Source organism: Neobacillus sp. FSL H8-0543 (assembly GCF_038592905.1).
Lineage (GTDB): Bacteria > Bacillota > Bacilli > Bacillales > Cytobacillaceae > Neobacillus.
On sequence record NZ_CP151943.1, the window covers coordinates 3,906,222 to 3,933,067 of the forward strand.

Annotated in this window: 32 protein-coding genes; 21 read left to right on the forward strand and 11 right to left on the reverse strand. The window is 36.7% G+C overall.

Annotated features, from left to right (window positions below; all coding sequences use genetic code 11):
* Positions 1–193: 193 nt before the first annotated feature.
* Together NSS81_RS19645 and NSS81_RS19650 are read left to right on the forward strand one after the other, a co-directional pair.
* A complete protein-coding gene (locus NSS81_RS19645; RefSeq protein ID WP_342430320.1) occupies positions 194–1,003 on the forward strand; it encodes a GNAT family N-acetyltransferase in 810 nt (269 codons plus the stop codon).
* A gap of 81 nt (positions 1,004–1,084) precedes the next feature.
* Complete coding sequence (locus NSS81_RS19650; RefSeq protein ID WP_342430321.1) at positions 1,085–1,432, forward strand: VOC family protein; 348 nt, start codon at positions 1,085–1,087, stop codon at positions 1,430–1,432.
* Positions 1,433–1,601: 169 nt separating this feature from the next.
* On the opposite strand, the gene NSS81_RS19655 is transcribed toward NSS81_RS19650, so the two are convergent.
* The 4 genes from NSS81_RS19655 to NSS81_RS19670 all read right to left on the reverse strand — a co-directional run bounded on the left by NSS81_RS19655 (position 1,602) and on the right by NSS81_RS19670 (position 3,208).
* Positions 1,602–2,072, reverse strand: coding sequence for a hypothetical protein (locus NSS81_RS19655; RefSeq protein WP_342430322.1), 471 nt, complete (start codon positions 2,070–2,072; stop codon positions 1,602–1,604).
* A 156-nt stretch (positions 2,073–2,228) separates the two neighbouring features.
* The gene (locus NSS81_RS19660) at positions 2,229–2,423 is read right to left on the reverse strand and encodes a hypothetical protein (protein WP_342430323.1); all 195 of its coding nucleotides are present in this window, start codon (positions 2,421–2,423) and stop codon (positions 2,229–2,231) included.
* Positions 2,424–2,711: 288 nt separating this feature from the next.
* Positions 2,712–2,855 carry a hypothetical protein gene (locus NSS81_RS19665; protein WP_342430324.1) on the reverse strand — a complete coding sequence of 48 codons (144 nt, stop codon included), beginning with the start codon at positions 2,853–2,855 and terminating at the stop codon, positions 2,712–2,714.
* A gap of 116 nt (positions 2,856–2,971) precedes the next feature.
* Entirely contained in the window at positions 2,972–3,208 is a 237-nt protein-coding gene (locus NSS81_RS19670) for a hypothetical protein (RefSeq protein WP_342430325.1), read from the reverse strand.
* 225 nt (positions 3,209–3,433) lie between these two features.
* Here NSS81_RS19670 and NSS81_RS19675 point away from each other — a divergent pair, with 225 nt between their 5' ends.
* Positions 3,434–3,778 (forward strand): hypothetical protein, encoded by a 345-nt coding sequence (locus NSS81_RS19675; protein WP_342430326.1) that lies wholly within the window; start codon positions 3,434–3,436, stop codon positions 3,776–3,778.
* Positions 3,779–3,796: 18 nt separating this feature from the next.
* Here NSS81_RS19675 and NSS81_RS19680 read toward each other — a convergent pair whose 3' ends face one another.
* Entirely contained in the window at positions 3,797–4,117 is a 321-nt protein-coding gene (locus NSS81_RS19680) for a hypothetical protein (protein ID WP_342430327.1), read from the reverse strand.
* Between the two features lie 788 nt (positions 4,118–4,905).
* Here NSS81_RS19680 and NSS81_RS19685 point away from each other — a divergent pair.
* From NSS81_RS19685 to trpB, 6 genes are all read left to right on the forward strand, one after another.
* Positions 4,906–5,748, forward strand: a complete 843-nt coding sequence (locus NSS81_RS19685; protein ID WP_342430328.1) for a phosphate ABC transporter substrate-binding protein — start codon at positions 4,906–4,908, stop codon at positions 5,746–5,748.
* A gap of 40 nt (positions 5,749–5,788) precedes the next feature.
* On the forward strand, positions 5,789–6,688 hold the full coding sequence (gene pstC, locus NSS81_RS19690) for a phosphate ABC transporter permease subunit PstC (protein ID WP_342430329.1): 900 nt from the start codon (positions 5,789–5,791) through the stop codon (positions 6,686–6,688).
* A gap of 1 nt (position 6,689) precedes the next feature.
* A complete protein-coding gene (gene pstA / locus NSS81_RS19695) occupies positions 6,690–7,514 on the forward strand; it encodes a phosphate ABC transporter permease PstA (protein ID WP_342430330.1) in 825 nt (274 codons plus the stop codon).
* A 38-nt stretch (positions 7,515–7,552) separates the two neighbouring features.
* On the forward strand, positions 7,553–8,338 hold the full coding sequence (pstB, locus tag NSS81_RS19700; protein ID WP_342434084.1) for a phosphate ABC transporter ATP-binding protein PstB: 786 nt from the start codon (positions 7,553–7,555) through the stop codon (positions 8,336–8,338).
* A 16-nt stretch (positions 8,339–8,354) separates the two neighbouring features.
* Positions 8,355–9,014, forward strand: coding sequence for a phosphate signaling complex protein PhoU (gene phoU, locus NSS81_RS19705; RefSeq protein ID WP_342430331.1), 660 nt, complete (start codon positions 8,355–8,357; stop codon positions 9,012–9,014).
* 969 nt (positions 9,015–9,983) lie between these two features.
* Positions 9,984–11,147, forward strand: coding sequence for a tryptophan synthase subunit beta (gene trpB, locus NSS81_RS19710; RefSeq protein ID WP_342434085.1), 1,164 nt, complete (start codon positions 9,984–9,986; stop codon positions 11,145–11,147).
* A 46-nt stretch (positions 11,148–11,193) separates the two neighbouring features.
* Here trpB and NSS81_RS19715 read toward each other — a convergent pair whose 3' ends face one another.
* Positions 11,194–11,631: a hypothetical protein gene (locus NSS81_RS19715; RefSeq protein WP_342430332.1), complete on the reverse strand. Its 438-nt coding sequence runs from the start codon at positions 11,629–11,631 to the stop codon at positions 11,194–11,196.
* Positions 11,632–11,793: 162 nt separating this feature from the next.
* Between NSS81_RS19715 and NSS81_RS19720 the strand changes: the two genes are divergently transcribed.
* From NSS81_RS19720 to NSS81_RS19730, 3 genes are all read left to right on the forward strand, one after another.
* On the forward strand, positions 11,794–12,183 hold the full coding sequence (locus tag NSS81_RS19720) for a DUF5661 family protein (protein ID WP_342430333.1): 390 nt from the start codon (positions 11,794–11,796) through the stop codon (positions 12,181–12,183).
* Between the two features lie 936 nt (positions 12,184–13,119).
* Positions 13,120–13,656, forward strand: a complete 537-nt coding sequence (locus NSS81_RS19725; protein WP_342430334.1) for a sigma-70 family RNA polymerase sigma factor — start codon at positions 13,120–13,122, stop codon at positions 13,654–13,656.
* Positions 13,640–14,650 carry an anti sigma factor C-terminal domain-containing protein gene (locus NSS81_RS19730; RefSeq protein WP_342430335.1) on the forward strand — a complete coding sequence of 337 codons (1,011 nt, stop codon included), beginning with the start codon at positions 13,640–13,642 and terminating at the stop codon, positions 14,648–14,650. The genes NSS81_RS19725 and NSS81_RS19730 overlap by 17 nt, the downstream gene beginning before the upstream one ends.
* Positions 14,651–15,027: 377 nt before the next feature.
* Here NSS81_RS19730 and NSS81_RS19735 read toward each other — a convergent pair whose 3' ends face one another.
* From NSS81_RS19735 to NSS81_RS19750, 4 genes are read right to left on the reverse strand one after another with little or no spacing between them, the layout of a single operon-like run.
* Complete coding sequence (locus tag NSS81_RS19735; RefSeq protein ID WP_342430336.1) at positions 15,028–15,225, reverse strand: DUF4386 family protein; 198 nt, start codon at positions 15,223–15,225, stop codon at positions 15,028–15,030.
* Positions 15,222–15,479 (reverse strand): DUF4386 family protein, encoded by a 258-nt coding sequence (locus tag NSS81_RS19740; protein WP_342430337.1) that lies wholly within the window; start codon positions 15,477–15,479, stop codon positions 15,222–15,224. The genes NSS81_RS19735 and NSS81_RS19740 overlap by 4 nt, the downstream gene beginning before the upstream one ends.
* A 41-nt stretch (positions 15,480–15,520) precedes the next feature.
* Positions 15,521–15,745, reverse strand: a complete 225-nt coding sequence (locus NSS81_RS19745) for a helix-turn-helix transcriptional regulator (protein ID WP_342430338.1) — start codon at positions 15,743–15,745, stop codon at positions 15,521–15,523.
* Between the two features lies 1 nt (position 15,746).
* Positions 15,747–16,193, reverse strand: coding sequence for a hypothetical protein (locus NSS81_RS19750; RefSeq protein ID WP_342430339.1), 447 nt, complete (start codon positions 16,191–16,193; stop codon positions 15,747–15,749).
* Positions 16,194–16,439: 246 nt separating this feature from the next.
* On the opposite strand from NSS81_RS19750, the gene NSS81_RS19755 reads away from it, so the two are divergent.
* The 4 genes from NSS81_RS19755 to NSS81_RS19770 all read left to right on the forward strand — a co-directional run bounded on the left by NSS81_RS19755 (position 16,440) and on the right by NSS81_RS19770 (position 21,770).
* Positions 16,440–18,122 (forward strand): AarF/ABC1/UbiB kinase family protein, encoded by a 1,683-nt coding sequence (locus tag NSS81_RS19755; protein ID WP_342430340.1) that lies wholly within the window; start codon positions 16,440–16,442, stop codon positions 18,120–18,122.
* A 33-nt stretch (positions 18,123–18,155) separates the two neighbouring features.
* Positions 18,156–19,052, forward strand: a complete 897-nt coding sequence (locus NSS81_RS19760; protein WP_342430341.1) for an oxidoreductase — start codon at positions 18,156–18,158, stop codon at positions 19,050–19,052.
* A 130-nt stretch (positions 19,053–19,182) separates the two neighbouring features.
* A complete protein-coding gene (locus NSS81_RS19765; protein WP_342430342.1) occupies positions 19,183–19,806 on the forward strand; it encodes a YitT family protein in 624 nt (207 codons plus the stop codon).
* Positions 19,807–20,129: 323 nt separating this feature from the next.
* Positions 20,130–21,770, forward strand: a complete 1,641-nt coding sequence (locus NSS81_RS19770; RefSeq protein ID WP_342430343.1) for a long-chain fatty acid--CoA ligase — start codon at positions 20,130–20,132, stop codon at positions 21,768–21,770.
* A 54-nt stretch (positions 21,771–21,824) separates the two neighbouring features.
* On the opposite strand, the gene NSS81_RS19775 is transcribed toward NSS81_RS19770, so the two are convergent.
* A complete protein-coding gene (locus NSS81_RS19775; RefSeq protein WP_342430344.1) occupies positions 21,825–22,628 on the reverse strand; it encodes an alpha/beta hydrolase in 804 nt (267 codons plus the stop codon).
* A 463-nt stretch (positions 22,629–23,091) separates the two neighbouring features.
* Between NSS81_RS19775 and NSS81_RS19780 the strand changes: the two genes are divergently transcribed.
* From NSS81_RS19780 to NSS81_RS19800, 5 genes are all read left to right on the forward strand, one after another.
* Complete coding sequence (locus NSS81_RS19780; protein ID WP_342430345.1) at positions 23,092–23,871, forward strand: SDR family oxidoreductase; 780 nt, start codon at positions 23,092–23,094, stop codon at positions 23,869–23,871.
* A gap of 135 nt (positions 23,872–24,006) precedes the next feature.
* On the forward strand, positions 24,007–24,444 hold the full coding sequence (locus tag NSS81_RS19785) for a hypothetical protein (protein WP_342430346.1): 438 nt from the start codon (positions 24,007–24,009) through the stop codon (positions 24,442–24,444).
* 107 nt (positions 24,445–24,551) lie between these two features.
* Positions 24,552–25,160: a hypothetical protein gene (locus tag NSS81_RS19790; protein WP_342430347.1), complete on the forward strand. Its 609-nt coding sequence runs from the start codon at positions 24,552–24,554 to the stop codon at positions 25,158–25,160.
* 20 nt (positions 25,161–25,180) lie between these two features.
* Positions 25,181–25,747: a polyhydroxyalkanoate biosynthesis repressor PhaR gene (locus NSS81_RS19795; RefSeq protein WP_342430348.1), complete on the forward strand. Its 567-nt coding sequence runs from the start codon at positions 25,181–25,183 to the stop codon at positions 25,745–25,747.
* A gap of 21 nt (positions 25,748–25,768) precedes the next feature.
* A complete protein-coding gene (locus tag NSS81_RS19800; protein WP_342430349.1) occupies positions 25,769–26,836 on the forward strand; it encodes an alpha/beta fold hydrolase in 1,068 nt (355 codons plus the stop codon).
* Positions 26,837–26,846 lie beyond the last annotated feature (10 nt).

The window sequence follows — 26,846 nt, forward strand, 5'->3', positions numbered from 1 at the left end:
TAATCGCTTTCCTTAATCTGCTAATTCTCAGTTTAGTAGAAGAGTAACAATTACATATTCACAGATCTAAAGTTGTCTAAAAACAAAAAATTGGATTTTCATGCCATTTTTTTCAGTTACTATGTATAATTAAAGAAAGTATTTTTGATATCGTATATTTAAGAATTGGGCATTGATATAGGGGGAAGATCGAATGATTCGAAAGTTAAATAAAGAGGACCATGAATCAGTAATGGCGCTTATTGGTCATAAGCCAGCAGAAAATTTATTTATTATTGGTGATCTTGAAGCATATGGTTATGATTCAACCTTTCAAGAAATTTGGGGGCAATTCCAAAATATGGAATTAATCGCTATTTTGCTAAGGTATGAGGAAAATTATATTCCATTCAGTGAGCAACAATATGATGTAAAAGGTTTTGCAGAAATTATCAAACGTAATCCAAATCGAATTGAAATAAGTGGATTAAAGCATTTAATTGAGCCATTACAGGGATTAATAAATAGGGATCTACGAAAACATAGCGAAACATATTATGCAAAATGTATGGGTTTAAGTTATGAGGTTGATGAAGAAAGAATACATCAAGCAAATTATTTACAGCCGTCAGAATATCATGAAAATGTAAAGTTGTTACGTTCGATACCTGAATTTTCAAAGGGGAATTTTAGTGTCGAAGAGAGAGAACGTGCTGAAAAATATAAGACCGGTAGAACGTATATTGTCCGTAATGAACAAGGGACAATGGTTGCATCAGCATCTACAACAGCGGAAAATTCCCAATCTGCAATGATTGTTGGTGTTGGAACAAGACCAGGCTTTGAACGTAGAGGTTATGCAACACTATGTATGGAAAAGCTGTGTAGCGAATTATTAGCAGAGGGGAAATCACTTTGCTTATTTTATAATAATCCCGCAGCTGGGAAAATTTATAAACGATTAGGATTTACCGACATTGGGTTGTGGACAATGATCCGTTACGAATCATTATTATCTTCTTAAAACTAAGGGAGTTAATGTAAGTTAAAGAAGGTACAAAAAAGAAATAGCTTAAAAATTGATGACAGACAGGAGTTAGTAAAGATGATAAAAGGTTTCGGAGGAATTTTTTGGAGAACTAAGAATCTTGATGTTGTGAAAAAATGGTACAGTGACGTGTTGAAGATTGATATGGAAACTTGGAATGGGGCTATGATAAAGCCCCATTCAGGAAATGAAACGATCTTTTCTTTCTTTACCGAAAATGACAATTATTTTCCAACAGATCAACAAGTGATGCTAAATTTCCAAGTACATAATCTAGACGAAACCATTGAGCATCTCGAACAGATTGGTGTACCTCTTGCAAAGGAAAAAGAGATTAGTGAATATGGAAAGTTTATTTGGATTGAAGATCCAGAAGGTCGACTGGTCGAGCTTTGGGAGAAATAAAGATTTGCGTTTGAACGGGGGCATTACTTCAAGAACTGGCTGCTAAACTGGCAGCCTTTTTCTTAATGGCTCAGTATAATGAACTGAGCGATTTCTTTTATTGATTAAATTAGCTTGTTCAATAACGCCCCCGATGTTTAAGTGCAATGCTTCACAAAACAAACATAGGCTATTTACTTGTTAATATTAACTTTTGTGTTTTGGCATCATATATTTTATAACCAATTTCAAACATATGGTCTTTTGTCACTGTCACCTCACAATAATAAGGAATTGACTTTCCATAAGCATCAAGTGCAGGAATATCTCTGAAGGTAAAAAATTCATCTGTATCGAGCATTTTAAAGTCTGCTTCAGAAGAACGACCTGATGAATTTATATCGATGACACATTTTCCACTGACGACATCATACTCCTTTAGTACAATATATTTTAGACTTGGGAGAGTAACCGCTAAAAGTAAAACACCAATTAATAACATTCCAATGCATTTAACTACATTTAATAATGAATAATCTCTATCAACATAAATAACAATAAATAAAAATACTGCGGAAATTACAAATAAAGCTCCAAGTATGAGCATTACATAAAAAAAGACCATTTTTTCACATCCTATAACAACATTGGCAAACTTCATTCAATTTAGGGTAATCTTTAATATGCTCACTTAATTTTTTATCGAGCATGCTAATATCCTTCGATTAGAAAAATAATAATGGAATAAGTACTGAGTGGTGCCTGGTAAATGCAAACAACCAAATTGCCCCTAGTTAAAGAGCACTGATTAATAATTCTAATATTTACCTGTAATTAATATGTACAAAAAGAAGCCTGCCAAAAGTAAGCCAAGACTAAAAAGTAATACTCTTTTAATCTTTACTGTTGAAAAAGAAAAAACTAGATTAACCACTAAACCAAGTAAATCTGCAACACCAAAAAAAGATAGATTCTCAATATCTTTCTTTTTTGAAAAGATTGAACTTGCCATCAATAAAATACCACTTAAAATCATTAATGAAATCACGATGATTGGAGCCAACTTATTAGACCTTGTTTTTAATTTATGGCTAACAAAATTATTATCTAAGATAAATCATATCATTCAGTTCGTAATTCTTTGTTGTTATTATGTGAAGTATTATTGAACTAACTGCCCGTTACTTTCAGAAGAAAAAATGAGCCTATAACGCTTGGATCTAAACCCAAGCGTTGATTGGTGTAGTATTCGATTGTTCTTCGGTTTGCTATTTCAACTGTTTGAATAATAGACTTACTGTTAAAGATTATCTGTATTAATTCTTGGGGTGTTTGATGCAGGATCCGCTGCTGCCCTAGCATTGTCATTATGTCGATCATTTATTTCTCTATCTAATTTATTGTTTCTTTCTATTTGTTTGGAAGTATTCTTTTTGTCAGCCACCTTATCACCTCCTAGGAATAATATGTCCAACTCTTACCTTGAAAATATATATATTGAAATAAGCTTCAATTTTTTGGATTTTTTCAAGGGAAACTATGATTGAAATAAGTATATTACTACTCACCACCATCACCATCACCATCATCAACCCCGTCTCCACTGCCATCATCATTATCATTATCGAAAAAATCGTTGATTTTGTTGATAATCGTTGTATCTTTCTGAACAAGTTCGTTTTGATGTAAAAAGTCTCCAAGGGAAAAACTTTCTAATACTTGTTCCTTGTCTTTTCGAATAAATAAAAAGATAAAAAATATTAATAACAGTAATATAATCAATATTAATAACTTCATCAGATACCCCCCTTAAAAATACTATTCGTTGCGAGAAAAAATAGAACGCTAAAACTGTGGTCTGTCCCTCTGCATTCATAGTAATATTGTGAGGACTTATACATAAACGATTTGGTGGGATTTTCCAATAACGAGTTTAAGATAATTTGTAATTAAGTATATAAAATGTTAAATTTACCCTTTATAATTTATGTAGAAAGTTAATATTTTATTGGGGGTAGGGATATGTTTGTGTTTGGAAGTTTAATTATTTTAATAATTTCTATTTTAGTTATCCATAGGTTAGGAATAAAAAACCCTTTTTCAAAAGGAATTAGTATTGCTATTGCATTATCTATTTTAGCGACAATTAGTCTTGCGCAAAACTATACACAAAGCCTAATTCCTGAAGCCAATGATGGAATTGGTATTTCTAATAAAATGGCGTATTGGATTATCGGGGAAGACGGTTGGTCTCAAGAAATGTTTAAAAATATGTTTGAACAGTCAGTATATATTTCTTTACTTTTAATTGCTGCTTATCCAATTGTTCTAATAATTGAATCAAAATTCGACAGGAAAGCTGCATAAAACAAACATCTTTCTCTTTTAGAGAGTTAATAATTCTTCTTTTGAAATAATACGCCATCCATTTGCTACAAGTTTGTCTATATAGTCATTGATACTAATTTCCTCTAATTCCATTGCAAGTGGATGCAGAGATACATAGCATTCATTAGTCTCATAATTTATGGTAACTTTTACAACCTCATAACCATTATGAAAACTTGAGTCAAATCCAGGATCATCAATGATATCTCCTTTAACAGGGCGAATCGTTGATTCAAATGTTTTCATTACTATTTCAGTTCTATAATTTTCTTTTTGTTCTTTTGTAGAGGTTAGAAAAATGATCATTTTGATTTTCATTACTTTATCTCCTTTAACCATGAATTTATTAAGTGTAGTATAACATTTTTATATTCTCGGTTATTATTCAACTTTTTCGCTAGCTAGTACATTTGCCAGAAACACTGTTGGAACGATTTATCTTGAAAGAATTATGGTGAAGGAGTTTTATTCAATGCAAAATATAAGAAACTTACTCGAAACGAAGGAACGGTGAAAGTATAGAATTATATACTTGTTAATTACAGAGGAATCTATTCCAAATTTCCTATCAAAAAAGTAATATTGATTGAATTCCAAGTTATTAGCTGCCAATTTGGTGATTTTTTATTGAGAATTCAATTACGGTAGCCAATAGCCTCGATTGTGCTAGATAACCTTCCTATATCGAACCAATATTAATCCCAGGACCAAATGTGATTTGAGTTGAGAAATGAGAGGTAATAAACTTGCGAATGAGTCACTGATTTGCTCTGTTATTTCCTGTTTTGCACCCCACAAGTGAACCCTCATGTTTAACCATGGTTGGTTGGCCTTTTTAGAAAACAGAATTTCCTCCACTCAAGGAACGAAGGAGCTACTCTTTCGTTTTTTTGTTTTCATAACATATATTCTCACTTGGAATAGCATATTAAAAACAACCAAAAGTTACAAAAATAGAAATAATTGGTTGTTTTATAATTATCTTTAAACGAAATTAATAAAATTTACAAAACCTTTACAAAAGAATCACGGAAACTTTACATAGAGCGTTTATTCTTTATAGGGCGAACGGAAAGATCAAACGATCATTTTGGAGGTTTAAAAATATGACGTTAAAAAGAAGGACAATGCTAGGATTATCGTTACTATTCTTAATTGCCATTTTATCAGCATGTGGAAATAGTAATAATGAAGGTGTTGAAGCATCAAATGGAGATTCAGCTACCGTTTCTGTTTCGGGATCCACCTCCGTAGGACCATTAGCTGAAAAGATTGCAGAAAAGTTTAAAGACACAAGCAATGTAAAAGTTGAAATAAATCAAATTGGATCTTCTGCAGGAATAACCAACGCCATAAGCGGAGTATCAGAAATCGGAATGTCCTCTCGTGATTTGAAAGAGGAAGAAAAAGCAAGTGGGCTAGTTGAGACTATTATTGCGTATGATGGAATTGTTGTCGTGACACACCCTAGCAACAAAGTGAAAAACCTAACGATGGATCAAGTGAAGTCCGTTTTTACTGGTGAGGTTACCAATTGGAAAGAGCTGGGTGGCGATGACCTGGAAATCGTCGTTGTTTCCAGAGAAGATGGCTCTGGATCACGAGATGCGTTTCAAGAAATAGTAGGGTATTCTTCGGGTGAATTAGTAAGAAGTTCAATCATTGCGAGTGGGAACGGAAATATTAAAACGACGGTCGCAACGAATAAACACGCGGTAGGTTTTATATCATTTGAATATATTGATTCCTCTATATCAACTGTTGACATAAATGGAATGGAGGCTACAGCGGAGAATGTTTTGCAGCAAAAATATAGCCTTTCACGTCCATTTTTATTTGTACACAAAGAGGGCCAACTTTCCGATGCTGGAAAGCAGTTTATCGACTATATTTTGAGCCCTGATGGACAAGAAATTGTTGCTGAAACAGGAGCCATACCAATTAAATAATAGTGCAAAAAGCGAAAAAGAGATGCATGGAGGAATGTGTATGCCACGGCAGCCTATGGAGAGAGAGAATTCAAATCAGAGAAAGTACTTGTTAGAGAAGCTGTCATCTAGATTATTTCTGTTTTGTGCGCTTCTTTCTGTTATCAGTTTATTATTAATCGTTGGATTTGTATTTTATAAGGGAGCACTCCCGTTTGTAGTAGATGGCTATAGCTTTTTTGACTTTCTTTTTGGAGTCGATTGGGTTCCTAGTGAAGATAAATTTGGAATATTGCCAATGATTGTCGCATCCATTTATGCAACAATTGGCGCATTGGTGATTGGTGTGCCGATTGGCTTATTTACAGCTATCTTCTTAGCTGAAATTGCACCAAAAAAAGTAGCAAGATTGATTTCTCCAGCAGTACAGCTGTTGGCGGGGATTCCCTCCGTTTTATATGGTGTATTTGGACTGGCACTTATCGTCCCTTTTTTACAAAATCAATTAAACCTTGCAAAAGGACAAAGCTTGATTGCTGTTATCCTTGTTTTAGCTATCATGATGCTTCCAACTATTGTGACCGTTGCTGAAACAGCTATACGTGCCGTCCCAAAAACATACCGTGAAGGCTCATTGGCACTAGGTGCATCTGAAATCGAGACCATCTTTAAGGTTGTTGTCCCAGCTGCTAAGTCAGGGATCATGGCAGCTATCGTTTTAGGCTTAGGCAGAGCGATCGGTGAAACGATGGCTGTTATTTTAGTAGCTGGTAATAGTCTTATACTGCCAACAAGCCTTACAGATAGTGTCCGTCCGTTAACGACTAATATTGCATTAGAGATGGGTTATGCATTTGGTACACACCAGGATATGTTGTTTGCAACTGGAATTGTTTTATTCTCGTTTATTTTAATCTTAAATTTTGTTTTAGCAAAAATCAGTGGGAAGGGTGGTAAGTAAGTTGAGAAAGCTTAAAAATAATTTGTTCCGTGGATTTCTTTGGGGATCTGCTTTCTTGACAGTAGCCATACTTGTCATGATTGTTGGCTATATCTTTATGAAGGGTTATCGTTTGATCGATTTTAATTTTATTTTTGGAGACTATTCACCTACTGGCGGTGGTGGAATTTGGCCGATGGTTATCACGACTCTTTATACGATTGTCATCTCATTAGTCATCGCAACTCCAATTGGGATTTTTGCAGCTGTCTATTTGCAGGAGTATGCAAAACAAGGTCGCTTGGTAAATATCATTCGTTTTGCAACGGAAAGCTTAACAGGGATTCCGTCGATTATTTATGGATTATTTGGGGCAGTATTCTTTGTAACAACCTTAAAAATGGGTATGTCAATCATAGCTGCTTCCTTAACCTTAACCATCATCGTATTACCTGTCATTATCCGAACAACAGAAGAATCGCTAAAAACAGTTCCCCACTCCTATCGGGAGGGGTCACTAGCATTGGGAACAACAAAGCTGCAAACTTTATACAAGGTCATTTTACCAAGTGCCATGCCTGGTATCTTATCTGGAATTATCCTCTCGATTGGAAGAATTGTGGGTGAGTCCGCTGCAATTTTTTTAACCGCTGGAACAGTTGCTGCTATGCCTTCAAGTATCTTCTCGTCGGCACGAACATTAACGGTTCATTCCTTTTTAGTTACACAGGAGTCAGGTGATATTGAATTAGCTTCGGCTGTTGGAATTGTCTTAATCGTGATTATTCTAGTGTTGAATCTATCGGCAACGTTTATCTCGAAGAAATTAAATAAAGCTGATTACTAAAATGAGGTGTTGACATGAGCGCAGGGATTAAAGTAAGGATGAATGATTCAACGATGTTGAAGCAAACAAATAAAGAAGTTAAGATCAATGTTCGGAATCTTGATTTGTTTTATGGGGAAAAACAGGCACTTCACTCTATTTCACTTGATATACATGAAAATGAGGTAACAGCGCTAATTGGCCCTTCTGGATGTGGTAAATCCACTTTCTTACGTACATTAAACCGGATGAATGATTTGATTGATGGCGTAAAAATTACTGGCAATATTAAGATTGATCATGAGGATATCTACAAAACCACTGATGTGATAAAATTAAGAACCAAAGTTGGGATGGTTTTTCAAAAGGCAAATCTTTTCCCTATGAGTATTTATGATAATGTAGCATATGGACCAAGGATGCAAGGAATAAACAATAAAAAAGAGCTAAATGAAATTGTTGAAAGTAGCTTACGTGGTGCGGCAATCTGGGATGAAGTCAAGGATCGTCTGAAAACATCGGCGCTTGGGCTATCTGGCGGTCAGCAGCAACGTGTGTGTATCGCACGTGCCATCGCAATGAAACCAGATATTATTCTAATGGATGAGCCTACTTCTGCATTGGACCCTATCTCTACTTTAAAAGTGGAAGAACTGATTGCAAACATGAAGAAGGATTATACCATTGTCATTGTTACCCATAATATGCAGCAAGCAGCAAGAATCTCAGATAAAACAGCATTTTTCCTAAGTGGGGAAGTTGTCGAATATGATGAAACAAATAAAATCTTTTCAATGCCAAGTGATCAGAGAACGGAAGATTATATTACTGGCAGGTTCGGTTAATTTAGGAGGGGAATATATGGTCGTTCGTGAAAACTTTGATAATAATTTACAGGAACTACAAGTAAAAATGAAAACAATGTCCGACTTGGCTATTTCATCACTTGAAAAGGCATTTGAAGCCTTTAAAACAAGAGATATAGAATTAGCATTAAAAGTGATTGAAGAAGATGAGGTCGTGGATGATCTTGAAATCGAAATTAATCATTTTATTATATGGCTTTTGGCGAAGGAGCAACCTGTCGCTACAGACTTACGCAGAATCATCGGATCTTTAAAAATCAGTTCGGAAATTGAGCGAATTGCAGATTTCGGAGTTAATATTGCAAAATCGACTATCAAAATCGGGAATTCCGATTCATTCGTGAATATCACGAATCTTGAGAAAATGAAGGATATCTCAATTACGATGCTTCAAAAGGGATTACATTCTTTTTTAAATGGGGATATCAAGCTTGCCAAAGAAGTTGGCCAATTGGATGACGAGGTTGATAAAAATAGCCGCGAGGCCTATAAAACAATCACGAGTTATTTAAAAGAGCACCCCGAGGAAACAGACCAATTGGTACAATTAATATTGATTAATCGCTATCTTGAACGAACAGCTGACCATATTACAAATATTGCAGAAAGTGCAGCTTATTTAATAAAAGGTCAAATGTATGATTTGAATACGTAATATGGTAATAATCCCTCTAAAGTGGACAGGTGAAAAATTTAACTTGTCTATCTTAGGGGGATTTTTTGTGTTTAGAAGGTGCTTGTCACTTAACTAAGAGGAGTTCAAAGTGACCGAACTCCGGAAAAGGCAGGCGGAGCGGTAACTAAGAGGAGTTCAAAGTGACCGAACTCAGGCGACAGAAGCGAAAGCGGTAACTAAGAGGGGTTCATAATGACCGAACTCCGGTGACAGAAGCGAAAGCGGTAACTAAGAGGAGTTTATAGTGACCGAACTCCGGAAAAGGCAGGTGGAGCGGTAACTAAGAGGGGTTCATAGTGACCGAACTCCGGCGACAGAAGCGAAAGCGGTAACTAAGAGGGGTTTATAGTGACCGAACTCCGGTGACAGAAGCGAAAGCGGTAACTAAGAGGGGTTCAAAGTGACCGAACTCCGGCGACAGAAGCGAAAGCGGTAACTAAGAGGGGTTCAAAGTGACCGAACTCTGGTGACAGAAGCGAAAGCGGTAACTAAGAGGGGTTTATAGTGACCGAACTCCGGAAAAGGCAGGCGGAGCGGTAACTAAGAGGAGTTTATAGTGACCGAACTCCGGAAAAGGCAGGTGGAGCGGTAACTAAGAGGGGTTCAAAGTGACCGAACTCTGGTGACAGAAGCGAAAGCGGTAACTAAGAGGAGTTTATAGTGACCGAACTCAGGCGACAGAAGCGAAAGCGGTAACTAAGAGGGGTTCAAAGTGACCGAACTCCGGAAAAGGCAGGCGGAGCGGTAACTAAGAGGAGTTCAAAGTGACCGAACTCCGGTGACAGAAGCGAAAGCGGTAACTAAGAGGGGTTTATAGTGTCCGAAGGAAGAATAGCAATTTTTCAAGAGACGAAAAAGGTAAATAGTATACAGAAAACTATTGAGGTGATAGAATATTAATTGAATATTCAATTAATGAAAAATGGTTTAGAAGGAGTCGAGCTGAGTATGGAAAAAGTGAGTGTAGAGAGCAGAGGGTATTTTGGTGAATTTGGGGGAAGTTTTATCCCTGATGAGCTTCAAAAGGTAATGAACGAATTGGAAGAACAATTCTTAAGGTACAAGGACGATCCTGAATTCATTGATGAATTCAAATACTATCTCAAAGAATATGTCGGTCGTGAAAATCCACTAACCTTTGCTGCAAATTTAACAAAGCAACTTGGCGGTGCGAAGATCTATTTAAAAAGAGAAGATTTAAATCATACCGGCGCACATAAAATAAATAATGCGATTGGACAAATTTTATTGGCAAAGCGAATGGGCATCACCCGTATTATCGCGGAAACAGGCGCAGGTCAGCATGGTGTTGCTACGGCTACTGCCTGTGCGATGTTCGGGATGGAATGTATTATTTATATGGGGAAGCTTGATACCGAACGTCAGGCTCTTAACGTTTTTAGAATGGAATTGTTAGGGGCAAAGGTCATTCCTGTGGAAAAAGGCCAAGGAAGATTGAAGGATGCTGTCGATGAAGCATTGGGTGATTTGGTTCAAAACTATCAAAATACCTTCTATTTATTAGGTTCAGCTGTCGGTCCTCACCCTTATCCAACTATGGTTAAACACTTTCAAGCAATTATTAGTGAAGAGTCCAAGCGTCAGATTCTTGAAAAAGAAGGAAAGCTACCAACTGCCGTCATTGCCTGTACAGGTGGAGGAAGTAATGCCATCGGAGCGTTTGCACATTATATTGAGGAGAAAAATGTTCGCTTGATTGGTGTTGAACCGAAAGAAGCGGCCACCTTAACAGAAGGAGTTCCAGCCGTCATCCATGGCTTTAAATGTTTAACACTACTCGATGGAAAGGGAGAACCGCAGCCAACCTATTCAATCGCTGCTGGCTTAGATTACCCAGGGGTCGGTCCAGAGCATAGCTACCTGAAAACCAGTGGAAGAGCTGAGTATGTAACCGTAACTGGACAAGAGGCGTTAGAAGCATTTCAAGTACTGAGTAAAACAGAAGGTATTATTCCCGCCCTGGAAAGTTCGCATGCGGTTGCCTATGCTTTGAAACTTGCAAAGGAATTACCGCAAGATGATGTGTTGATGGTTAACCTATCAGGTCGTGGTGATAAAGATGTAGAGCAAGTGTTTAATATGTTGAAATAACGGATAAATGGTTCGAAGGATGAGTCGACAAAGACTCGTCCTTTTATTAATTAAATAAAATATTTTCTAATGTCTGTTCATGATCTTTATCTAAAGTACCATACCCTTCTTTTTCATTGTTGCTAATAATTGTTGCCTTACCTTTACTTTGATTGAACCAAATCTGGTATTCAAATAATCTTTCAGGCATATTCTTGTCATACATAAAAAATAAGGTTGCCTTTACATCTTCTTTTCTAGCCATTTTGGGTTCTACATTAGTTTTCCAACTAATTTGTTTAAATGTTTTTCTTAACAAATCTATCGTTTTCTCATCAGTAATCATTAGAGATTCTTCATATGTTTCGTCTGACTTAACCACTTCAACATCTACTCTGTTAAGTTGATTAAAATTAAATTCATTCGGAGCTTTTTTTGTACAGCCTATTATTAAGGCAGCGAAAATCATACTGATGATAAGGTAAATCTTCGTTTTATTTGGCAAAAAATCAACTCCAATTATCTAATTCATTATTTAATTATACAACACTTCCAATCAAATCCTTATCCTCCACAAAGAACTATTTGTTTAACCTATAAAAGACATGCTCATAAATGGGTAACTAACGTATCTTGTTGATAACCACCTATTTAGGAGTGATGTGTTTTGTACTACTATAATAGTCCGTATTTGAACCACTTTGTTAACGATTATAACTATGGTACGCAATATCTATATCCAACCAATGGCAGTCCAAACTGGAATAGAAATAATCGTTCTGTAACTAGGGTTAAATCTTATTCCAAAGAGGAAGCAGCAGCAATCGCTTTACTTTTAGGCATTGATTTTAATAAAAGCAAGTTTAATTTAGATGAGTTTTGGATGGGAGTAAATACAGAGCTTGAACATGGAAAAATATCCAGCCAAACGAATGTTACAGGCGATGACCCTATTATTACGGGGAAAATTGCACTGGCCCATCTTAATGAATTTCCTGATTATTACAAAAGATTAAAGGTACTTGAGGAAGAAGCAAAAGCCTATTGGAACAAATGATTTAAATGAATAGCTTAAGCGCAAGTTTGCAAAAAATTGCACATAACGGGGTGTAATAGCATGTTAAAGCAACGGACCAGAGAGAGTGCTTTTTAGAATGGGCTGGCGGATATTTCATCATATAGGTGGAGTGCCAAAAGCATTTCGATTAGATAATAGAATAGGTGAAATTGTCACTCTTGATAGGCATCATGAAATGAATATCAAGTCGGGCAAGGGGTCAACAAAGAAATTTAACCACACCAGCAAAGCCATACACCTATTGAACAACGGAGCTCTCATTGATATTATTCAATTTTAACTAGGCCACGAAAAAGCGAGACCACAAGGATTTATGCTCAGTTAAGTGTTAGCCGTAGAAGAGAATTTATAGATCTATTTTAAAAATGTAGTGAAAAAGGGCTTCCTTTTTCACCATTGCACCCTTGGGCTTAAAGTACAAAGCTTCACAAAGATTCATTTGGAGACCTTACTGTTTCGTTTGAACTAATAATATAATTTTATCTTTTTTCAAATTATAATTTGTTCAACCCTTTGACCAATTCTGCATGCTGATAGTTAAGGCTCCATAAAAAGGTATGCACTTTGTAGCAATGTATAGGGCGACAACAATAGGTGGGATTATTTTAATAATTTCGTTTTTCATGAAGAAATTATTGTACTAAATCCTTGCTATAATTGTATTTGGTATTGGTTTACCCTTTGTATATTTTAGATATGTACAACAAACTCCTGGTGGATATGGGATTTGAAAGTTCTGCGGTATTTTTTGTAAATAACAAGAACGCTGCTTTACTAATGTGAACTGTAGCCAAATTCCAGTTTAATTTAGGAGTTTGGCTTTTAAAAATGTCTTTTGAAAAAACTTTCAAAATAACTGTAACATTATTTTAGGTTAAACGTGTTAGTAGAGAGATAAGTAAAGAGGGGGGTAAAATGCGGAATCAATCAATACAATTAGAAGATTTGTATAAGCAGTATGCTAGGCCTCTTTATCTTTATCTACTAAAGTTATGTGGTTCAATACCTTTGGCAGAGGATTTAACCCAAGAAACATTTGTTCGCGCAACCATTCATTTACATACATATGAAGGAGAGGAGGCTCGTGCTTGGCTTTTTAAGGTGGCTCGTAACACGTATTTAGATGAATGGAGAAAGCATAAGCGAAGACGTACAATCCCGCTTTTATCGATATTTTCATCAAAAGTTGAAATGATTAGTCCATATGGGGTCCCGGAAGAGTCCCTATTAACGGAAGAGTTGAATCAACAACTTGAAGGTTTATTAAAATTTTTGCCGGAACAATATCGTTCCATTATTTATTTGCGAGAATATGAGCAATTTAGTTATAAAGAAATAATGAATGCATTACAAATGACAGAAGAACAAGTAAAAGTGACACTTTATCGGGCGAGGAGGCGTTTAGCAACTCTTGCTGAAAAGAAGGGGTGGCAGTATGACAGAATGGAATAAAGATTTAGAAAAGCGCATTTTAAAAAATTCCCGATTTACATTGACATTTCGAATAATACGTATATTACTCCTTGTGTTTTTAATTTTTGCTGGCTATAAGATAACGGCTAATATTATTGCAGACAAGCTTAATGTAGGAAAAGAAAATGCATATTTCTCAAAACTTGCATTAGAGTGGACTATCCCTAATGTGCGAGGAGACGCTGAATTAAAAGAAGAAAGTATTTCGTTATTCGGTACGAAAAGGTTGTCATATAACTTAATTAAAATGGTCGGACATGATGATATTGTCATAGGTAAAGCAACAGTGACTAAGAGACTTTTAAATAGTCAATCACATATTACTTATTCACTTCCTGGTCGAGAATCAATAAATGAGTTCTCTTTTTCATTTCCTGAGGATCCACGTACCGAAAAAAAGTTAGAGGCTAATACGTGGCCAAATGTATGGGAAACATTAGAGAAGCTGCCAGAAGGAACAGTTGGAGAGATGGCCTTTTCCACAACTAGTTTTATGGAGTCATCACAGTTAATTGATTCCTTGAAAAAATACAATATTGACATTTTATGGATGCCTCTATATACAGGTGAATTTGTAGATTATGATCCATCTGGATGGAGTGGTGACGACAATATAATCATGGTTTCCGAAATAATTGGTCTAACGGGCGGTAAAGAGCATGATGAAAATTATTATGAGTCGATGCTCATTAATCGATTAGATGAAAAAAGTGTAATCGAAAGCGAGAAATTAATGTTAAAAAATATGGAAGAGTTATTAAAAAAGTCCGAAAGCTATTATGAACAATTTTTAGGTCTAGGGAATTTAGAACAAAAATATCAATATTTAAATGAGGAAGGATTTATTGTATATGGAGCGGTTGTAACAGGTCCTACAAAAGAATTATTAAAACTTAAGGATGTATCATTTATTCAAGGGGAGCAATTAGGTGAAGTAGAACTGTGGAACTGGCAGTTAGAAAATTTAGAGTAAATGTTTAATATCTAATTTAACCTGGCAGTTTTTTTATCATTTTAGGAAATTCATTTGAACAATTAGAGGCTTAGATTCCATTAAGTGAAGGCTTCGAAAACCCATCTTACTAAGCAAAAAGTAATTAAGTAATTGTAAATTAAATCATCTAACAGAAGCTCTGGTGTTTCTGCTAACTTAGTGTGTTAGTAGAAGAAGCATAAAAATAAATAGCTCAGTATAAAATGAACTTAGCTTGACAAATGTCGAGGTCCCATTAGCCCGAAAAAAGAAAAAAGGGTCTCTTCGGTCAAATGGCCTCGTCACTTTGCTCCTGCGGGGTCTCCTGTTGAGCTAAATATTTTAGATAAGGTAGACTGTTCAACTTAGATATGATACTATTTCGTCGCTTTTCTTCCTGCAAACAAGGTTGCAAGGGAAGATTCATTGAATCCTTTAACGATCAGCCATACGGCTAAAATCATTTCATTAGCTGCGACAGGTATCGCTAAAAGAGCTCCCCATACAGAAATTTGCGGAAAATCGCCGAACATTACTAACAAGGCACAGATAAAAATAAGAGTTGCCCCTGTCATACCCAAGATTGATATAAACCTATATACTTTCTTAAAATTGGAAACATGGTAGTAGCAGTTCCAATAGCTGTTACGACAAGAAGTAACTCCATCACCACTGCCAGTATTACCTGCTTGTCATGTTCGGCACCATTAATTAAGTAATTTGGACCATTTAGGATTGGCTTTTTCAAAATAAGCCCCATTACCGCCGTAACAGCTGCAGCGATAAACAGTACGCCCACAATTTTTTCTGCTTTTTTATTTGAATTCATTTTTTAACTCCCCTTTTAATAAATTCATAAACTCCTAGATCTTACAGATTTGTGCGGTCTCCGTAAAAGAATACCTCTTCCAAAGCTAAATTAAAGGCGTGAGCAATTCGAAAAGCAAGTTCTAGAGATGGGGAGTAGTTTCCCTTTTCGAGAGCCACGATGGTTTGTCTGGTTACGCCCACCTTGTCAGCTAATTGCTGCTGAGTCATTTCATCATGGTTGAATCGTAATTTGCGGATGTGATTGCCGACAGGAGTTTTACCCATTTTAGACTCCTTTCCTATAGTGATAAAGTTTCGTAATGGAGCCGGTCACATCGGAAATAAATCCTGAAATGATCAAGATAATGAACATCAATTGTGATGGCTGAAAGATGAGCAACGATCCCATTGCTACAAGGAAGCCAATGATAAAAACAAAGAATGAATTTCGGTTCGCTTTCAATTCAATTAACTTATCCAGTTCATCCGCAAAGGCTGGTTCCTTTTCTCTGGTCGTCAGTCTAAAGACGATGTTAAAAATAATGCTGATAATGATGTGTACAATGATTGAAACCAAAGTCAAGATGAGGACGAAAGAACCCCAATAGCGAAAGGTTTCGATCGACTCCAGCCCTCCTGCTGGGTACCGAGGATACATGTATAAGCAATAAGACGCGAAAATGAGTATGACGCTGATTAACGAGACGATGCTTTTCTTTTCTTGATAAGTCATGGTTTTCACCCCCTGTATATTCACCTTTACATCATGCATAGTATTATATGCATGATGTAAAACAAAGTTGACATTGAGTCAAATATAATTTACACAAAACAGGCTGGACAACCCCGTTGTTAAAATTCATAAAGCAATCCTTTGATATTAATCGAACATTACATGAACAAGCTTGAAAATGAAGAAAAAACATGAGATGGTGAAGGATATACTTGTATTTAAAATACTTCAACTAGGAGTAAGAAAATGATAAAGAAAAGGATCCGCCATATTCAGCGCTACCGTGATATCGTATATGCCTTTACCCGCTATGGTTTTGGGTTTGTTATGAAAGAATTAGGACTTCTTGATCTCCTTAAATTACCTAAAAGGGACCTTGAGGGAGCTAATGAACAACTGCAACGCAGAACGACCGGTGAACGTATAAGAATGTTTTTGGAGGACCTTGGTCCAACCTTTGTAAAAATTGGCCAGATTGCCAGCACCAGACCAGATATTATTCCGGCTGATATCATTCTTGAACTAGAAAAACTCCAAGATCGCGTATCCCTTTTTCCATTTGAAGAAGTAAAGAAAATTATCGAGGAAGAATTTGCAGAACCATTGGAAGTTTCATTTGCTGAATTTCAGGAAGTCCCGTTGGCTGCTGCGTCGATTGGACAAGTTCATTATGCCGTTTTACAAACGGGTGAGAAAGTTGCCGTAAAAGTCCAACGACCGTATATAAAAAAGGTAATTGAAACAGACTTAGAAATTCTTCAGGATTTAGCGAGATTAGCGGAATCCCGGCTAGACTGGGGAGCAAGATATCCCATTCGTGATATTGTAGAAGAATTAGCTCGGTCTATTCGTGAAGAATTGGATTATGAGAATGAGGGCAGAAACGCTGATAGGATTGCAAATCAGTTTAAAAACGATCCCACTATTCTTATTCCAAAAGTATATTGGGAATACACAACATCGAAGGTATTGACAATGGAATATTATGAAGGAACGAAATTAAACGAAGTGGATAAGCTTGATGAACAAGGATTTGACAGCAAAGTTATTGCTGAAAGGATTGTCAATGCCATTTTTCAGCAAATTTTACTAGATGGCTTCTTTCATGGTGACCCTCATCCTGGTAATATCTTAGCCCTACCGGGAGAAGTAATTGTTTTTATGGATTTTGGAATGGTCGGTCGCTTAACGTCAGAAATGAAGAATCACATCGCATCCTTTGTAATTGCATTAATGCGTCAAAATACCGTTGAGGTAGTAAAAGCAATAACGAATATGGGATTGGTACCAGATGATGTGAATGTTACCCAGCTTCGATCGGATGTGGATAAGCTTCGCGAAAAGTACATAGATGTTCCCTTTAGTCAGATGAGTGTGGGGACAGCAGTAAATGAACTGTTTTCTGTTGCTTATCGGCATAACATTCAGTTGCCAACAGATTTAACGATATTAGGAAAATCGTTACTTACTTTAGAGGGAACCGTGGAAAAGCTTAATCAAGAAATAAGTATCATTGCCGTTGCTGAACCATTTGGAAGGCAACTATTAATGGAACGCCTAAATCCTAAAAATGTGGCGGGAAAGGCATGGAGCAATTTTACTGAATATGGAGATATTCTTCAGGAATTTCCAAAAACGGTGAAAGACCTTACATCGATTATGAAAAAGGGAAAGATGCAAATTGAGATCACTACACCTGAACTTGATAATCTCTTACAAAAACTAAATCGAATTAGCAACAGGCTATCTTTTAGTATCGTGTTACTAGCGTTTAGTATCATTATGGTAGGAGTAATCATCGGCGCTTCATTGTCGGGTCAAACCTCTCCGTTGCTATCGAATATCCCAGCGATCGAAATTGGTTTCGGTATATCTACTATCATGTTTGTTTGGCTGCTCTATTCAATTTTTAAATCGGGGCGTTTTTAAAAATAATTGCTTTAGAGATAGGAAGTGTTTTTAATGGTTGAAGAAAATCTAACAGGCAAACGAATCATTGTTACCGGTGCAAATAGCGGAATAGGTTTTGAGGCGGCCAAAGCTTTAGGTAAAAGAGGTGCTGAAGTTATTTTAGCTGTCCGTAACGAACAAAAAGGGCAGCAGGCAAAAGAGGCGATTCTTAAAGTAAATCCCCAAGCGACAGTAAGGGTGATGATTCTCGATTTAGCAGATTTGGCGAGTATTAGAGAATTTGCAGGGAACTTCAGCAATCGCTATCAATCTTTAGATATATTAATTAATAATGCGGGTGTGATGGTACCACCTTATCAGCAAACAAAAGATGGCTTTGAAATGCAATTTGGCAGTAACCATTTAGGACACTTTGCCTTAACAGGGTTATTGCTGCCACTGTTAAAGAAAACGGAAGGGTCACGTGTCGTTTCCCTCAGCAGCATTGCTCATAGAGGAGGTTCTATTTACTTTAATAATCTCGATGGTTCGAAAGGATATAAACCAATGAAGTTTTATCGCCAAAGTAAGCTGGCCACATTATTGTTTGCTAAGGAGTTGGACAGGAGACTGAAACAGCATGGAATCACTACAATCAGCCTGGCCTGCCACCCAGGTATTTCAACCACCAATCTATTTAAATTGGGCAAACGCGATGCTCCTGAATTTATGAAGAAGTTTTCGACCTTGTTTTTCCAACCTGCTGACAAGGGAGCACTGCCAACCATTTATGCAGCGGCAGAAAAGAGTTTAACAGGCGGAGAATACATTGGTCCAGACGGTAGAGGAAACCGAAAAGGATTACCGACTCTTGAGACCCCTGCCCCAGGGGTTTATAATCCAAATACGATGAATAAACTGTGGGAAGTATCAGAGAAATTAACCCGCGTAACCTATGATTTTTCTTGATACTCGCACTAGAAAACTCTTAAGCTCTGCTTGAGAGTTTTTTATTATTTCTATGGGGTGATTTTTTCATAGTCAGAAGAATATATTTAATAATACATTAGGGTTTTATTTCGAATAAAAGGGGTCACCGATGTATAGGACAAGACTTGGATTTTACCAGAATTACAGTAGGTCAAGCGGGGCCTTCCTTATAAAAAATACAGTTTTTACATTTTTGGGTGCGTCTCTGGTCGCTATTTCTTTACAATTATTTTTGGTGAAAAATTTTGTAATTGATGGCGGGATTGTGGGGATAAGTATAATTCTTTCTCATATTACCAATCTTGAAGTCGGTTTGCTTCTTTTGCTATTAAACTTTCCTTTTTTATGTATTGGCTATTTTTATTTGGGGAAGAGATTTTTAACCTTAAGTCTTTTCGCTATTTTTGTTCTATCAATAGGATCCCACCTTCTTGAACCTTATCCGGCTATAACAAATATTCCTTACTTAGTAATAATCTTTGGCGGATTAACACTGGGAATGGGTGTAGGCATTATTATTCGCTTTGGCGGCTGTTTAGATGGCACCGAGGTTTTGGCCATTTTGTTTAGCAAACGGTCAACTTTTACAGTGGGGCAATATATATTGTTGTTTAACTTCTTCATATTTGGTAGTGCGATATTTATTTTTGGATTTAAGGAAGCCGTTTACTCGTTGATAACCTTTTTTGTAGCTTATAAAACGATTGATTTTTCAATGAAAATTGATATATAAAGAAAACTCTAAACAAAGGATTGCTTGGCTAATTCTGTTGTTTAGAGTTTTCTTTGTATCAAAGTTAGTTTGGAAGTTTGTCAAAAAAAAGTCACAACTGACTGTTAATTTTGTGTGAACAGTCGGTTAGATTCTGCCAATAATCGACACTGTTCTAGGTTGATTTTTTCAATTAAATGAATTGCAATATATTATCTTATTGTTTTTCATTAAAAACACTGGATAAATGCAGAAAGCTGTCGAGAATCGCTCGTTTACAATTTCCTCGTAAATTACAATAATTTAAATTGTATTAATGAAGATTATTAAGGAGGAGTCTATTTATGAATTATCAGCAAAAGCCATGGTTGAAATGGTATGACACGCGTGTGGATGAACATGTAAGTGTAAAGCATGCGTCATTGTATGACTTTTTAGAAAGTGCCGTCATCCGTTTTGGCGAAAAACCGGCATTCACTTTTTACGGGAAGATTTTCAGTTTCAATGAAACAAAGGTGATTGTCGATCGGCTCGCATCTACACTACATAGAGAAGGATTTAAAAAGGGCGATCGGGTGGCAATTATGCTCCCAAATTCCCCGCATTATATTTTCACTTTATTTGCCATCTTCCGCTTAGGAGGAATTGCAGTTCAAGTGAATCCAATGTATGTGGAAAGAGAAATAGAATACGTTTTGGAAGACTCAGGGGCTAAGTACATGTTTGCTTTGGATGCATTTTATCCAAAGGTGAAAAAAGTTCAATCAAATACATCCTTAAAAAAGGTAATGGTTGTCAGTTTTGGTGGGGAGAGAACGGAGCTTGCTGAGGGTGATTGTTATTTTGAAGAAGCACTTAATGGAGATATTCTTACCCCGGAAGTAGAGATCGACCCGCATGAAGATTTAGCTGTCTTACAATATACAGGTGGAACCACGGGTGTCCCTAAAGGTGTAATGCTTACACACTACAATCTCTTAGCTAATTTTAATCAGGTCTGTGATTTTGTTTATAGCACATGTGATAATGTCCCTGACTCCTTTAAAATGATAACCGTTTTGCCGATGTTCCATGTTTACGGTCTTTCAAGTGTGGCTCTTTGTGGAATTCGAGAAGGGGCGAATCAGATTGTCCTGCCGCGGTTTGATGCAAAGGAAGTAATGGAAATGGTTAAGCGGGAAAAGCCATTTCTCTTTGCAGGAGTTCCAACCATGTATTTTGCTTTAAATAGCCAACCTGAACAATTAAAGGATTGTGGTTTTGATGAAATCTACTATACAGGAAGCGGCGGAGCACCATTACCTGTAGAGCAAGCGAAAGCCTTTGAAGAAATCACTGGAACGATCCTCAGGGATGGGTACGGTCTTTCGGAGGCAGCGCCGACGGTAGCATTTAATCCACCGTTCCTGCCTAGGAAATATGGAAGTATTGGAATTCCAGTACCAAGCACGGTGATAAGAATTGTTCGAGAGACGGAAAATGGAGAATATGTCGACGTACCTGTTGGAGAATCTGGTGAATTGATCGTCAAGGGTCCTCAGGTAATGAAGGGATATTGGAACCGTCCAAAAGATACGGAAGAAGTATTAAAGGATGGCTGGCTGTTTACCGCGGACATAGCAAAAATGGATGAAGACGGCTATTTTTATATTCTTGACCGCAAGAAGGATATGATTATTGCGAGCGGATTCAATGTTTATCCGAGCGAGGTTGAAGGAGTTCTCTATAAATTAGAAGAAGTCGAAGAAGCAATTGTCATTGGTGTGCCGGACGAGTATCGCGGTGAAACGGTAAAGGCTTTTATAAAACTCAGAGAAGGCTATACTCTTTCAGAAGATGAGATTATCCGTTTTGCTAAGGAGAACCTAGCTCCATATAAAGCTCCAAAAGAGGTAGAAATACTGGCAGACTTGCCAAAGTCATCCGTAGGAAAGCTGCTCAGAAGAGTACTGCGGGACGAAGAACTTTCTAAAGTAAAGGCTTAAAAGAGTTTAAGTGAAAATGCCGGATTCTAGAGTGATCCGGCATTTTTACTGCTATTATTGGTTTTTTAAAAAATCTAGTACTTTAGCGTTAACTAAATCGTTTGCTTCCGTTACATAAATGTGACCTGCCCCTTTTATAGTTAAAAACTCAGCATTTGGAATTTTTTCAGCTAAGGTGACTCCATTCTCATAAGGTACTAATCTATCTTCATCACCATGCAGGACTAAAGTAGGTGCTTTGATTTGATTAATTTCCTCATAGGTATCATGGGCTAAACAGGCCTGAAGCTGCAGCATATACGCATAAGGAAGAACAGGAATTTCGATTCTCCTTTTCACGTCTTCTGCTACTACGGCTTTATGATTCTCAAGAAATGTTTGACTGTAGAGGATGGGAGCAGTCGCCCAAGCCATTTCTTCTGGTGTTGCGGTAGATGAGGCTCTGGAAAGCATTAGCATTGAGACATCCGCACTAGGTTGTACATGATTTTCTCCGCCGGATGTTGTGCAGCCTAAAATAAGCGAACGAATGCGCTCAGGATACTTTAATGCCAGCCGTTGAGCAATCATTCCACCCATTGAAATACCATAAACATGGGCGGAATCAACGCCAGCCGCATCCAAAATTGCCTTAGTGTCCTCAGCCATAAGCTCTATTGAATAGGGTGTATTTGGTTTTCCACTCAGACCTACTCCACGGTTGTCAAAAACGATCACCTTATAATGCTCACTTAATGCAGGAATAGTCCTAAACCAAGATTTTGAAGTAAGTGACAATCCCATAATTAGTAGTAATGGCTCACCTTCCCCATGAACTTCATAATACAAATCAATCCCATTTTCATTAGTAATTGGCATACTAAACAACCCCCTTTATACAAAATATTGTAAATTATATGATAGTTCGTTCAAGTAAAGAACAGGTAATTATCCAGTGGTGTTAAACTGATATACCGAACTTGTCGGTAAAATTCCAGAGGTTCTTATATAAAAATACTTTTCACAAGGTAAAAATATATTGGGTATGTGTTTTTAAAACCTGGATGTCGAAATAAATTGTTACAATATTGTGAACCTTATAAAATATTTCGACAAAATTCGTCTTGTTTTTGGATCTAGCTGAAATTTCCCTTAAAAGAAAATGGATATAATGAGGGTTGGCAGATACTATAAATATTGCTTTTAAGAAGAACCTGTGAAAATGCGGAAAAATGTCGAAAAAGGAGGGTTTACAAAAATACAATTTGTTACAATAATTTGAATTATATTGATATTTTTTTATGGCCAAAGGTAAGAGTTTAATAGAAAGGGTGAATAATAGATGAACACGAAAGATCTATTTAGTTTAAAAGGCAAAACAGCGATTGTTACTGGTGGAGGAAGAGGATTAGGTGAGCAGATTGCAGTTGCCTACGCAGAAGCTGGAGCAAATGTGGTCGTTTGCTCAAGAAATCTCGATGCATGTCAGAAAATAAGTGAATTCCTAAAAGAAAAAGGGGTCCGATCACTTGCGTTAAAATGTGATGTGTCCAATCAAGAAGATATCCAGTATGTAGTCGACGAGACGGTAAAAGAATTTGGACGGATTGATATTTTAGTAAATAATAGCGGGGTTAGTTGGGGAGCTCCAGCACTAGAAATGCCAGTTGATAAATGGGATAAAGTGCTGGATATCAATTTGAAAGCGGTATTCTTATTTTCTCAAGCAGTAGGTAAAATCATGGTGGAACAACGGTCCGGAAAAATTATTAATATTGCCTCTATCGCTGGACTGGGTGGGCAAGATCCAACCGTAATGGACGCAATCGGTTATTCCTCGAGTAAGGGTGCAGTTATTGCCTTTACGAAGGACTTAGCAGTAAAATTAGCGCCGCATAACGTCCATGTGAATGCCATCGCACCTGGATTCTTCCCGACAAAAATGGCCAAAATGATTCTAGACTACTCAGGTGAAAAAATTCTTGAGCGAACACCTGCTGGACGCTTCGGTTCTGATGATGATATGAAGGGACCTGCATTATTCCTAGCTTCTGATGCCTCGGATTATGTATATGGACATATTCTTGTTGTTGATGGCGGCACAAGCGCAAGTGTTCAATAAGTGAAAATGCCTGACCTATAGATGGTATGTTTCAAGTGTAAAGTTTGAATTTACAGTCAATTTTGAATTGACTAAAATTATTTTATTCTTTATGCTTAAAAGAACATACTGCCTGGGTAGTTAAGAGAGGTTTAAATGGAACCTATACATCAAGAAATGGTTGAGTTTTATAAACACTTAGAAAAACTATGTAATAAGAGAATCCATGACCATACCAATTGCCGAACTTTTACATATGCTTTTGGGAGAGCGATGGAGTTCCACCTGGACCAAGTCATGACTCACAGGGAATGGACCAAAAAGTGTCTGACAAGGTTAAATCTGCCGACCAAGGATGAGATTGCTTCTATAGCAATTAAAATGGTAGATTCAGAGGAAAAGTTAGACATACTTGAAGAGAATATCTATCTGCTTACCAAAAAGCAGAAAGAGAACAATTTACAGCTCAACAGACTAAAAGTAACATTATCTGAGTTAGTAAGTGTTTTAGAAAGTGAAATGACAGAAAAACGTCAAGGGAAATTAAAAACACTTGCAAAAGAACTAAATGAATTAAAACAGTTATTTACTTAATGGTTATGTTTAAGCTCATTGTGGGTGCGAAAAGCGAAGCGTCTTGAGCTCTAATCAACATACAAGTTTAACAGAGTTTACTTAATAAACATATGGAGGGAAAAAACATGGTAAAAAACATTAATGAAGAAAATAATGAAGTGGAAGCTGGTTTAGATGCTCAGTTATCAAGCTACGAACTTTTATGGAAAGCAGGCTTTGATGAATTAGATGCATGGGTTAACCGATTAAACGATCGTGATGAGGCATTCTTAAACGCTACGAAGCACTATACAGAGAGCGTTAAACGGAATCAAGACAATTTTAAAGCAATTACTGAACAATTTAGTAAAGAGCTTCGCCAGTGGGAAAAAGGGGCACGTGAGGAATTATTAATGACAACAACTACCCTTCAGCACTTTATCCCAATTAAATCTTATGAAGAAATTAATGGAGTTATTGACGATATTCAAAAGAAGACTACTTCTATTTTAGCCACTCCGATTCGTGCCTTATCAAACGGGCAAGCAATAGACAAGTACTTGGAAACTGTTGAACAATTTATTGCTTTTAGAAAAAAAGGCAGAGAAAAATATATTGATAGTGTAAAGAAAACAACGAATGTAGTCTATGAAAATCAAAAACTATTTGTAAACCTATTTACAAATCAAGTTAAATCTGCAATATTCCCGTTTCAACAATATATGAGAAACGCAACGGAACCAACAAAATCATAACATTATAGAGGTGAAAACAGATGTCGACTAATAGACCTTACGATCCATATGATTCTTTCAAGAAGTACAGTGAATTATGGGAAAAACAGATAAATGATTTTATCTTCTTATGGACAAATAATAGTGAATTTGTCAATATGTTTAAGTTAGGGACTGAGGCGCATTCTCGTTACCTTGAATCATTAAGAAAGAACCAAGAGACACTGGCTAGTTTGCTTAACATACCAACAAAAAATGATGTAGCCAATGTGGCGAGCTTAACGATCCAAACGGAAGAAAAAATTGAAGCCCTTGAAGAGCAAATTTGGGACTTACAGGATTCTGTACGATCACAAAGCAAAGAAATTGAAAGTGTTGTCGAAGTGTCAAAGGAAATTATCAAACTAACAAAACAGCTTAAAACTGAGCTTGTGAAATCGAAAAAGGAGCAAGCAGATTCGTCAATTTTGCATGCTGAACTCCAAGAAATGAAACTTGAATTGATTAAATTAAGCAGTTTTAAACAGGAATTCGAGATGCTAAAAGATCTTATTGAAAAAGACAAACCAGCAGAACCAGTATTAGCTAGTTCAGGATCATCGAATTAAAAAGGAAACGGGGGCAGGACCGTGACAACAGATGCACCATTAAAGAGTTTATTTCCAGCTCTTGATTACGAAAAAGAAATGAAACGATGGACCCATGTATTCAAGGTTTTAAGTCAACCTGAGCCAGAGGTCGGCCATACCCCAAAAAATGAAGTATGGAGAAAAAACAAGTCGGTATTATGGCATTATCCTGCCAAACATAAAAAATATGAGATTCCTTTATTTTTTGTTTATTCATTATTTAATAAACCCTATATTTTGGATATTGCCCCAAAGTCTAGTGTAATAGAAGGACTTACTAACATGGGGTATGAGGTGTATCTATTAGATTGGGGTTCTCCAGGCTATGAAGATAAAAAAATCGGTCTCGATACTTACATTGAAAAATACTTAAGGACAGCTGTTAAGCGGGCAATCCGCCATTCTGGTGTCGAAGAAATTTCATTGGTAGGATATTGCTTGGGGGGAACGATTGCTTCCATTTATGCTTCGATTGCTGAAGAGCCGATAAAGAATTTAATTGTCGCTACCGTTCCAATCGATTTTACCTCTGTTATTGGACCAGAAAAATGGACAGAGGGCTTTAGAAACGGTGACATTGATATTGACCGATTTATCGATGTTTATGGGGTGGTACCGCCTAAGTTGGTGGAAGGAATGTTCAGAGCAGTGGGCGCGCCTGTTTATTTTACAAATTATACTATGCTATTAAGTCGTGCAGATGACGCTAAATATGTGGACAAGTGGCGTCGGATGAATAAATGGACCATCGATCAGGTTCCTTTTGCTGGAGAAGCATATAGGCAATTAGCTAATGACCTTATGAAAGGAAATAAGCTTGTTAAAGGGGAATTGATGATTGGCAATAAAAAGGCAGATTTGAAGAATATTAAGGCCAATCTATTCGTTGTTTCGGGATCAAGAGATAATTTAGTTTTAGAAGATCAAAGTAAACCAATCATGGATTTAGTATCCAGTGAGGATAAAACTTATATCACGGTTGAAACGGGACATGTTGGTTTAGCCTTGTCAGGTTTATTTGGAAAAATAGTAGACCAATGGGTTTCAAGCAGGTCCAACCCACTATAATATTATTGTC